This window comes from Parabacteroides sp. AM58-2XD, assembly GCF_003463685.1.
In the GTDB taxonomy this organism is placed as follows: domain Bacteria; phylum Bacteroidota; class Bacteroidia; order Bacteroidales; family Tannerellaceae; genus Parabacteroides; species Parabacteroides segnis.
The window spans coordinates 78727-90412 of the sequence record NZ_QSDP01000007.1 but is presented as its reverse complement, the minus strand read 5'-3'; the positions used below and the strand labels follow the sequence as shown (position 1 = coordinate 90412).

Below are 11686 nucleotides of genomic sequence, written 5' to 3'. Positions count from 1 at the left end.
TTGTGTTTGAAAATAGAGTTTTGTTGATTTTATTTTAAGTTGTAAGAACTAAGTATTTTTAATTAAACCAAAGCATTAATAATTATACTCTCCAGTTTTTTCTCTAAAAATTTTATTCTAAGCTTGTGTTGCTAATGTCTTGTCAGACAGTTGGTATTCTATGCGTTTTTACCATAGTTCTTACAGGACTAAGGTTTTTTGATAATGCTTAATGTGGATTATGGTTATAAAAGCATGCATAATCCATATATCGCAAGAATACATTAGAAATATAAATATAGTGTGAAATAGAATTATGTATAACCTTATAAAAACAGAATGCGTATGGAGAATTGACCTACTAAAAAAAGAACCGGAGAAAGGCCTAATTTTCTCCGATTCGTATTTGAATTAAAATCAATTAGTTATTAACTAATAAATTCTTTACAAAAGTATGAAAAATAAAGAGAAAAGAAGAACAGTAGATATGTTCATTTACTGTTTGAGAAGTTTTTTTACCACATTTAAAGTTTTTAGTATATGTTTTTTGTTTAACCTGATGTTCCCTTCGTTAATCTTTGCCGATACGAATAATGAAAGCTCTGGTTATCAGCCGGAAAATATGGGACAAAATACTATGGTCTCTCAAAAACGTCTCGTAACAGGAGTTGTCTTGGATTTAGACGGAGAACCTGTTGTCGGAGCTAATGTATTTGAAAAAGGAGAAAAATCTAATGGTACTATCACTGATGTAAATGGCAAATTCTCCTTGAATGTTTCTGATAATGCAACCTTAGTTGTCTCTTTTGTCGGTTTTAAAAACCAGGAGATAGCAGTGAAAGGAAAGGATAAAATCGATATCCGGTTGGCAAATGATTCGGAATTGCTGGATGAAGTGGTGGTAGTCGGCTATATGACACAGAAGAAAGGTTTGGTGACAGGTGCCGTATCAAGTATGAAGGTAGATGAAACAGTGAAAGCATTGCCTACAACTTCTGCTGGTAATATTTTGGTAGGTAAATTGGCTGGAGTGAATGTGAGTACGCCAAGTGCTCTTCCCGGTGCAGCTCCAAGTATCAGTATCCGTACCGGTTCTTCTTGGTACAGAGATTCGAATAAAAATCCACAGCCTGTAACTTATGTTATTGATGGAGTTGTTCGTGGTTCAGGGGATTTTAATAATTTGAGTCCGAATGAAATTGAGGATATTTCAGTATTAAAGGATGCTGCATCTGCAGCTATTTATGGTTCCCGTTCCGCAGGTGGTGTTATAATTGTTACGACCAAAAAGGGAAACAGGGGAAAACCTACATTTAATTATTCGTATGGATTCAGTGTGGATACTCGTACAAAGAATTCTGATTTGACAAGTGCGGTAGAAGCCGGTGAATTATATAGTCGTATCAATGGTTCTGCCGACCCCGCCGGTTGGGCTTGGGGACAAGATGAACTTGATTATTTCCGGAATAATATTAATGGAGGCTGGGGGTATGACCAATTGGAAACCGTATGGCGAAATCCAACTACACAGACACATAATTTGAGTGTGAACGGTGGTAGTGATAAAGTTCGTTATTTTGGTGCAGCTTCTTATGTGAAACAGGAAGGTTTTTTGCAACCGTTGACTTATGATAAGTATAATATCCGTATAAATGTGACGGCCGACATAACTAAAGATCTGGAAGTTTTTGCCGGTATCGCTCTTTATAACAACTTTACAGGAAATGCCGTTTTTGAAGATGCTGGTGCCAATTTCGGTAAACTAAGAGTCTGGCAGCCGGATCAGCCGGTTTATACGGATGGCGGACAATACATAGATTATGGTTGGATTGCTAATATGGGGGCGGCTGTAGATGGTAAAGGTGGTTATAATAAAACAACAATGTTGAAACCGCAAGCTATATTCAGTGCTACTTATAAAGCTCCGTTCCTGAAAGGGCTGAGTGCAAAACTTTCTTATAGCAGAAGTTGGAACAATGAAGTTAATAAGAAATTTTATACGAACTATGATGTTGCTCAGATGAAGAAGAGTGGTACGAATAATCGTATCTTTTCTACAAAAGATGAAGACATTATCAGTTTAAGGCGTGTAAACTGGGTTGGCAAAGATTATATTGAACGCAAATCTGGCTGGAGCGATGATAAACAATTGAATTTTCAATTGAGTTATGAGAATGTGTTCAATAATGTTCATCGTGTTGCCGGTACATTTGTGACGGAGTGGTATGAAGGAAAAGGTTCTGATGTAACCGGTGGACGTGAAACTTTTCCTGTTTACTTAACAGACCAGTTCTGGGCAGCTAGTAGTGCCCGTGCCGATACGTGGGGTAATGGGGCAACCGACTGGGTTAGTGGTCGTATGTCTTATATTGGTCAGTTTAGTTATTCGTATGCAGATAAATACTTGGCAAGTTTTTCTTTCCGTGAAGATGGTTCTATGAACTTTGCTCCGAACCAGCGATGGGGGCTCTTCCCGGCAGGTTCATTAGGATGGGTTATTTCTGAGGAAAACTTCTTCAACAAATCGGCTGTTCAATTTTTGAAACTGCGTGCTTCTGTCGGTTTGACCGGTGATGACTCTGTCGGTGGGTGGCAATGGCAGGAATCTTATAAAGCGGATGGTAAAAATGCCTATTTCGGAGAAACGGTTGCTCGTTCCGTAGGTATTACTTACGGTAGTGTAGTGAACCCGAATATCACTTGGGAAAAATCAATGAACTACAATATAGGTGTAGATATGAACTTTTTGAATCATTGGAGATTGTCTGCAGACTATTGGTATCGTAACACGTATGATATTTTGGATACTCGTGTGGTATCTTTGCCTAATACATTCAGTTTGAGTATGCCGGCTGAAAATTACGGAGAAATGAAAGCACAAGGTTTTGATCTCCAATTAGGCTATAATGGTCAAAGCGGTGATTTTTCTTATTTCGGAAATTTGACTATGTCGTATGGTTGGAATGAGATCACGAAAAAAGACTTTGCAGAGAATGCGCAATGGATTGATGTAGCCCAAGGCAAATCTTCCAGTTATATAAAAGGATGGGAGTTCGACAAAATCATTCGTACTCAGGAAGAATTGGATGCATTTAATAGAGAACATCCGAATTATAAACACAATGGTTTGTCTCCGGCTCTGGGTATGATGGTCTTTAAAGATCTGAACGGTCCGGACGGTGAGCCTGACGGTATTATCAATGATTGGGACAGAGTTATGCTCCGTTCTAAAAACTTCCCGGTTGTGTACGGTCTGAATTTGGGCGGCAGTTGGAAAGGTTTGAGTTTGGATATGATGTTTTCCGGTAAACTGGGAGAAAAGAAGTGGATGAAAGATTTGGCAGGAGGTGTAGAATGGAACCGTATGTGGAACCAATGGTATTATGATAGTTGGACACCGGAAACGCCGAATGCGACTTTGCCTAAACGAGTAAGTGCTAACAATTCGAAAACGTATGAAACAGATTGTGAGTTTTGGTTGAAAGATGCCAGTTTTATGCGTCTGAAATATTTAACGGTAAGTTATGATCTGCCGAAGGGACAATTCTATAATAAAGTATTTGATAACGTGCGCTTCTTTGTGACAGGAACAAATTTATTTGTATTGAGCAACTTTAATAAGAATTATTATGATCCGGAAATTGGAAATGGTAATGCTTTTCCGGTTTCGCGTTCATGGAACTTTGGTGTTGATGTGAAATTTTAACTATTTAAGCAATGTAAAGCATGAAAACTAGAAATATTATTTACAGTTTATTCCTTGCTGCTTTATGCAGTTGTAGCTTGGATTATGAAAATACAGGTGTGATAAATCCAGACAATGTTTGGCAAGATAAAGCAATGATCAATTCTTTCTTGTCGGATATTTATGGCAGAACAATGCCTGGTTGGCCGGTTTCTGCCAACAATACGGATGAAGGTATGAATGGCCCTGCTTCTATGGGTGAGGTTGCGAGGGGAATCATAACCATTGATAATTACGCAACGAAATGGGATTATGGCAATATTGACCGTATCAACTTTTTCCTGGATCAGATGGAGATTGTAACAGTCTTGACAGAAGCAGAAAGGAAGCAGATGAAAGGGCAGGCTCTCTTCTGGAGAGCGCGTGATTACTGGGGAAAAGTCTTTGCTACAGGCGGTGTTCCTTTGATTTTAAAATTCCAAAATGTGACGGATCTTCCTTCTTTGTTTGTATCACGTAATACGACAACCGAGTGTGTGGAACAAATTCTAAAAGACTTGGATGAAGCGATTGAATCTTTGCCTGATAAATGGGAAGGTGCTGATTACGGACGTATCGATAAAGGTGCTGCTATGGCACTTAAGGGACGTATTCTGTTACAATATGCCAGCCCTTTGTTTAACCCGGATAATGACCAGTCCCGCTGGGAAGCTGCTTACAAAGCCAATAAGGATGCGGTTGATTTTCTCCAGAGTGTAGGCAAGGGATTATACCAAGGTAAGTTTGAAGATATCTGGTATGATGAAGGTAAGAATAATAGTGAAGTGGTAATGGTAACCCAATTTATCTATCCGGATAATAAATTTGATCAAAAGGGCATTCGTCCTCAGCCGCTGACCAAAGATGGTGCCAATGATAATCAAGCAATTCTGTCACTTTTGTTGGCATTTCCGAAAGCTGATGGTACAAAGTTAGAACTGGATGTGAATAGATTGGCTACGGATGATGCTTATAACGAGCAATTTATGACAGACTTTTATACTAATCGTGATCCGCGTTTTCATGCCACTATATTTTGTCCGGGAACAGAATATCCTTGTAGTGACAAGTTGCCTGGCGAGATGAAATATTGGAATACTTGGAAAAAAGTGGAAGATCCGTCTTCTCCTACCGGTGAAAGATATGCTTCGACTGCAGAAGATGAAATGGGTGTAACTATTGGTGGTAATTCTTCTGGTTATTTCCAGAGGAAGGGGTTGGATAAAGATTTGACTTCCGGAACAGTATATGATGCGGATGTCGACTGGATCGAAATCCGTTTTGCTGAAGTCTTGATGAATTATGGTGAATGTGCTAACGAATTAGGTAAAAGTGGTGAAGCTTTGCAGGTATTGTATGACATTCGTAAACGTGCCGGCATTGAGAATAAAGATGGCAAATATGGTATTACAGCTACTTCACAAAGTGATATTCGTGAAGCATATATCACGGAACGTTTGATTGAATTTGCCTATGAAGGTAAACGTGATGCAGATTTGCGTCGTTGGAAACGTTATGATATTTTGAATAAGATGAAATATCGTTCAAGCTTATATGCTGTCATCAAAGATAAGAACCAAATTGCAGATTTTGACTGGACGAAAGATATGTTTGATCCGGAAGTTCGTAAAATGTTCCGCTTTGAATATGTCGAATGTGTGGATCAGGATAAACAATATGCGTTCAACATGGATTTATCCCATTGGTTCCATTCGGTTGCCAAGGAAACAATTGACCGTAATGTAAACATTGAACAGAACAATGAATGGGGAGGACCTTTTGATCCGTTAAAATAATTTGTTGGGATTGACCTTTTTATCTTAAGGCTGTGTCAAAATTCACTATCCTGTCATCCCGGACTTGATCCGGGATCGCATCCTGGGCTGATAATCAATGTTTAGGATGAGGTGGCGGATCAAGTCTGCCATGACAAAACAGGATTTTGACACAGTTCCTTTTTATACATTCTTATAGCATAAAAGCAATAATAATCCACTGAATAAGCATCTTTTGGCTATTGGATGAAGTTTTTGTTGTCTTTACTTTTGTCCGATCGACAGGAAACGGTTACCTCATACTGATGCTTTTTCAAAGTTTAAATATTAACGACTAATACAATGAAAATATTAAAATTGTCTGTGGCTTTCTTAAGCCTGCTTTTTCTACCTTCCGGTCAGCTGTATGCACAAGCCGACAATTACGAAAAACATAAGAACGACGATGTCTCTCAAATCTCGAATCGAGAGATGACGTTTTATCTGGTATTCAAAAGTCATTTTGATATCGGTTATTCGGCATTGGCACGTGATGTTGTGCATGAATACCGTACTTCCATGATCGATAAAGCCATGGATGTGATGGATAAAAATGCGGATAAAATGAAAGATATGCAGTTTGCGTGGACCGTTCCCGGATGGCCTTTGGAACAAATGCTTTGGGATCGGCAGACTCCGGAGCGTAGGTTGCGGATAGAACGTGCTTTAAAAAACGGAAACCTGGTGACGCATGCACTTCCTTATACAACACATACGGGAACGCTTGAACTCGAAGATCTTGTGCGTGGTCTGGGCTATTCTTCTTCGTTGGCTCGTACATACGGTTTACCACTTCCGACCGACGGGAAAATGACGGATGTTCCGGGGCATACCTGGGTTTTACCGACCATTTTACACCATGCCGGAATCAAGTTCTTTCATTTCGGTTCCAATCCGACCAACCGTGTGGTGAAGGTTCCGACTTTGTTTTGGTGGGAAGGTCCAGACGGTTCAAGGGTGTTGACCATGTTTTCGGAAGGATATGGCGGAGGAATGTTCCCTCCTGAAGGATGGAAGCTGAAATCATGGCTTACATTCGTGCATGCCGGCGATAATGCCGGACCTCCAACGGCAGAAGAGGTGGAAAAGGTAATTACCCATATAAAAGAGAAATATCCCAATGCTAAAATACGCATCGGTAAAATGTCTGATTTTGCAGAGGCTGTTTTTGCTGAGAATCCCGAGTTGCCGGTGGTACGTGGAGATATGTCCGATAGTTGGGTACATGGCGTAATGTCTAATCCGCAGGCAACCCGGACTGCAAGAAGAGTACGTCCCCTGATGCCTTTGCTGGAAACTTTGCATACACAGGAAAAGGAATGGGGAATCATGCCTTACGAAATTGATGAAGACTTGGCTTATATATATGATAAAAGCCTGATGTACGGCGAACATACCTGGGGACTTGCCAACCAGCATTTTGTTCCCGGCTTAACCGGCAAAGACTGGTATAAGATGTATGTTACCGGTTTGGACCCTGCGTATGCCCGGATGAAAGAGTCATGGAAAGAACATATCGGGTATATTGAAGATGCTGAGCAGGCTTTGCGGCCGGAACTGGAGAATGAACTTGCTACGTTGGCTGAAAATGTTGCCAGGGAAGGTTTCCGTTTCGTTGTATACAATCCGCTTCCATGGGAACGTGGAGGGATGGTGAATTTTGTATTACCGTCACAAGGTTCTATCAAAGAGGCTTATGTGAAAGAAGTGGGGACCGGTCGTATCTATGACCTGAAAGTGTATGGTGCCGATTCAAAACGCCTGGGTACTTTCTTCGCCGAAGGTATACCGGCAAATGGCTATAAGACATATATCCTGACAGATGAGTCACCTGCCCAAGTCGAAAACTCATTAAAAGGTGAAGAACAGGCTAATTATATAGAGAACAAATGGTACAAAGTCTCATTTGACAAAAAGAAAGGATGCATCAGGAGTATCTGGGATAAAACAAACAAGCGGGAATTAGTGGATGACCAGTCTGAAAATGGTTTTGGCTCTTATGTGTATGAAAGATACGACAAAGAGCAATCATACCGCTATCTGAAAGAATATATATATGACAAATACAAAAATTCTCATTATCAGATAACAGGTAAAAGTACCTATTTGGATGAACGGACAAAAGGCATACATGAATCTCCCTGGAATATGGAATTTCATGTGGAGAACCATAAGTCATCCATCCGTGGTGTGTTAACTCCTTCTGCATCAGTCGGAGAAGAAAAACATACGGCTGGCCTGACCGTGACGCTTTACGAGAATATGCCTTGTATAGATGTGAAACTTTCCGTAATCAATAAGCCGGCAACGGAAGAACCTGAAGCTGGATGGATTGCATTGCCGTTTAAAACAAAATCTCCGGAATATCGGGTTGGACGTATCGGTTCGGTTATCGATCCGGCCAAAGATTTGATAGAAGGCAGCCAGTTTAATTATATCTGGTCCAATTCGGGAATAATGATAAAAGATAAGGAGTATTCCGTTGGTGTTTGCCCGATAGATGCACCTGCATTTGTTTTGGGCGATTTGGATTTTATGCATTATGCCGATACTTATGAAAATCCCCGGTCGCATGTGTACTTCAACTTGTTTAATAATCGTTGGAATACAAACTTTGCTTCTTTTTGGAATGGCAACCTGACTTCGGAAGTCCGTTTATGGGTGAACCCGAAGAATGCAGATGATGAGTCCGGTTTAATAACTCCCGCATGGGAAACCCGTCTGCCTTTGCAGGTCGGAATCGCCACCTGTCCTGCCGGTAAATTGCCGGTAATGAACGAAGGCGTGAAAATATCCCGTAAAGGAGTACTGTTAACGGCTTATGGCAATAATCCTGACGGTGGCGGCAAATTATTGCGTGTATGGGAACAAAGCGGTGAAAGTGGTCTCTGTGAAATCTCTTTGCCGGTAAAGAGAGATGGAGTGGCACAACCTGTGAATTTGAGAGGCGTTCCCAATGGAAATCCAGTCAAGATACAAAATGGTGTATTTAAAATAGAATTGGGCAAGTTTGAACCTGCCAGTTATTTGATCTATTAATTAAACTACCGTATCGGGAGAAATGGGATATTTTCAAGTGTGACATCAGTAAGCAATAATAATCCACTGATTTAGCAGTTATTTGCTATTTTTTAATAGAGATAGCAACTTTTATATTTGCGTTGTTAAATCTGTACATAAAGTATATACCAATGAAAATAAAGAGAACAACATTAACAGTAGCATTAGCCGTCCTATGTTTTTTCGCAGAAGCGAAGGTCAAACCTGTCGTACATTATAATTTCGGTAAATCGGGAAATGTGACCTATGCGGTGGCTCCCGATAAATTAAAACCCATAGCCGGAACGGGAGAACTAGCGGCTATGGGCCGTCCTGTTTTCTATGCCGATGCTCCCGGTAACAAAAAAATGAAGGGAGAAGGAGGTCTTTTATTCAATGGTGACGGGGATGGTTACAGATTGGCGAATCCATTTGGAACACCGGCGGAGAATCAAATGCTGGAAGTGTGGGTGAAGCCGCGTCATAATAGGCAAAGAGAGCAGAAGATGCATTCGTCTCAGGTTGTAGTAGCTAATGGTAACGGAAAAGAAGGATATGTAATTGTCCGAAAAGGAGATAAATGGCAATTAATCTCCGGAAGTTCCGGTATTGTGACTATCGGCGAGGTTGCCGAAGATGTATGGACCCATCTGGCAATGGTAGTGGACGGCGAGAAAGGTTCCGTATGGCTGAACGGAAAGAAGACCGGTATCTTTAATCCTACCAAGGCGATTGCTTCCAACTTCTCGATTGCTGTATCTGAAGAAGGAAAGGAGGCATTCTATGGTGAAATATATGAGGTCAGATATAGTACGTTTACCGCAGGGAAGTTTGATCCTGATTCTGATTTTTTATTGGATTACAAGAAGATAAAGGAACAAAGCAAACAGCGTCTGGCTGAGCGACAATCCCTGGTTCGCCAACTGGAACAAGAGGGGGCGGGTAAGGAAATCGTATCGGAATTGCCGAATCTCCGCCAACAAAAAGATTGGTTGATTGAACCCGTAGAAAGCCAATGCCGTATGTACGTGCAGAAGTCGGACGATGGAGTGACTTCGATGTTTCAACTGAACAACGGACTGATTTCCCGTACTTTTTATGTCAGCGAGAATCTGGCTTGTGTGGGGTATAAAAATCATTCCAACGAAGCGGAGTATCTTCGGGCCGTAAAACCCGAAGCCCGTGTATGTATCGACAGTGTATGGTATGAAGTCGGAGGGCTGAAAGAACAGCCGGAGTTATCCTATTTACTGGATAGCTGGTATCCGCAACTGGAAGCATCCGACCTGGCATTTACATTGGAAAAGGTGGAAACAGGAATGCCGCTGGAACGTTACCCATGGATCCGGAAGTTTAATGCTGTTTCTACCGATTGGCCCGCCAAAGGGTTGCGTATGGAAATGACATTTGTCCCGACAGGGAACATGCCCGCCGTAAAGGATGTAAAAGTGAAAGTCATTTATGAGATTTATCAGGGTTTGCCGGTTATGGCAAAATGGATTGAAGTTTTCAATGAAAATGATACGAATATAGTGCTGAATGATATGGAATGCGAGGTATTGGCTGTTAATCAGGACCAGGTAAAACGCATCCATGTCGAAAGCGATTTCTCTTTTGCACTGGTGAATGCCGATATAGAAGGCAGTGCACTGATGCATTATGCCGGAACTCCCAAAATCTACCATGTCGGCAGTTCTACGACCAGATGGACGGTGGATAAGGAGTATAATACCTGGGCCAGCCACAATCAGGCAGAGGATAAGTTTTTAGGATTTCCTCATCATAATCTGTTGATAAGTACACTGCCGATGGGCCCCAATACCCGGATAGGCAAGGATAGCCCGTTCAAATCTTATATCACTTTCGAGTTGTTGCAGGATAGCGACGATCGTGAAAGGCAATCGTTGGGACATCGCCGGATGTATAAGAAACTGGCTCCCCAGACAACCGAATCGTTGATTGCGGGAGGTATTACCTCTCACGATGAGGAGAAACTGAAGTCTTTCATCGACCAGATGTCGGAATTGGGACTTGAACAGCTGGATATTCAGGCGTGGCCGGGTGTCAGCCATGATAATCTGGATTCTGCTTATGTGCAATTATGGCGTAGAGTCGCTTCTTATGCCAAAGAACGGGGTATTGTCATGGGTGGTTATGAGTTGCAGGTCGCTTCCCGCGGACGAGGAAAAGAGGTGGATTGCATCCATCCGGAGACGGGAAAACCGGGTAGTCTTTTCGGACAAAGTGTTTGTATTGCCAGCCAGTGGAAAGATACCTATTATCCGAAGATGTGGGAGTTCTTCGATAAGACGGGTTTTATGACTTACAATATGGATGGCCCGTATCATGGCGATCCTTGTGCTTCAACCGTCCACCCGCATCATACCGGCCTGGAGGATTCACAGTGGCAACAGTGGAAAACGCAGGTGGAAGTGATCCATGAATTACAGCGCAGAGGCATGTATATACCTATTCCCGACTGGTATTTCCTGAACGGACAATGTTCGACAGGAATGGGATATCGTGAAGCGAGTGCTAACCTGACTCCGCAACAGCAGTTATTATTAGGACGTCAGTATATCTATGACGGAACCTGGCATAAGATACCGCCTATGGGGTGGATGACCTTGCAGTTAGTCGGTTTCTATACGAATGATCCGCGCGTCGGTCTGGAACCGTTATGCGAAAATCTGGACCGTTATGAGCAACAATTGATTCAGTTTCTGGGAAGTGGTTGCCATCTGACTATCCGTGGAAATCGTTTATACGATACCCCGGAGACAAAACAGTTGGTATCTAAATGGATTAACTGGTTCAAAGAGTACCGTGATATTCTTACGTCGGATATTATCCATGTCAGCCGACCGACCGGACGCGACTTGGATTGCATGATGCATGTAAATCCGTTTATCAAACACAAAGGGATGGTTATCGTCTTTAATCCGACCGACCGCGATATAACGAAAGAAATGCGTCTTCCGTTGTATTATACCGGATTGAAAGGAAAAGCTACGGTCATAACGTCCGATGGTAATAAACAACGTTTTTCATTGGATCAAAATGGAGAGTTAATTCTTCCGGTTTCTATTAAGGCACAGGGTACCTCCTGGTTTTTAATAGAGGAATAATA

Annotated in this window: 4 protein-coding genes; all 4 read left to right on the top strand. The window is 41.7% G+C overall.

The window, feature by feature from the left end; all coding sequences use genetic code 11:
* Positions 1-538 precede the first annotated feature (538 nt).
* The 4 genes from DXA15_RS03075 (at position 539) to DXA15_RS03060 (ending at position 11684) form a co-directional block, all read left to right on the top strand.
* Entirely contained in the window at positions 539-3685 is a 3147-nt protein-coding gene (locus DXA15_RS03075; protein ID WP_233566757.1) for a TonB-dependent receptor, read from the top strand.
* A gap of 20 nt (positions 3686-3705) precedes the next feature.
* Complete coding sequence (locus tag DXA15_RS03070; RefSeq protein ID WP_128133089.1) at positions 3706-5499, top strand: RagB/SusD family nutrient uptake outer membrane protein; 1794 nt, start codon at positions 3706-3708, stop codon at positions 5497-5499.
* Positions 5500-5820: 321 nt separating this feature from the next.
* A complete protein-coding gene (locus tag DXA15_RS03065) occupies positions 5821-8556 on the top strand; it encodes a glycoside hydrolase family 38 C-terminal domain-containing protein (RefSeq protein ID WP_128133088.1) in 2736 nt (911 codons plus the stop codon).
* 152 nt (positions 8557-8708) lie between these two features.
* Positions 8709-11684 carry a LamG-like jellyroll fold domain-containing protein gene (locus DXA15_RS03060; protein WP_128133087.1) on the top strand — a complete coding sequence of 992 codons (2976 nt, stop codon included), beginning with the start codon at positions 8709-8711 and terminating at the stop codon, positions 11682-11684.
* The last annotated feature ends 2 nt before the right edge of the window (positions 11685-11686 follow it).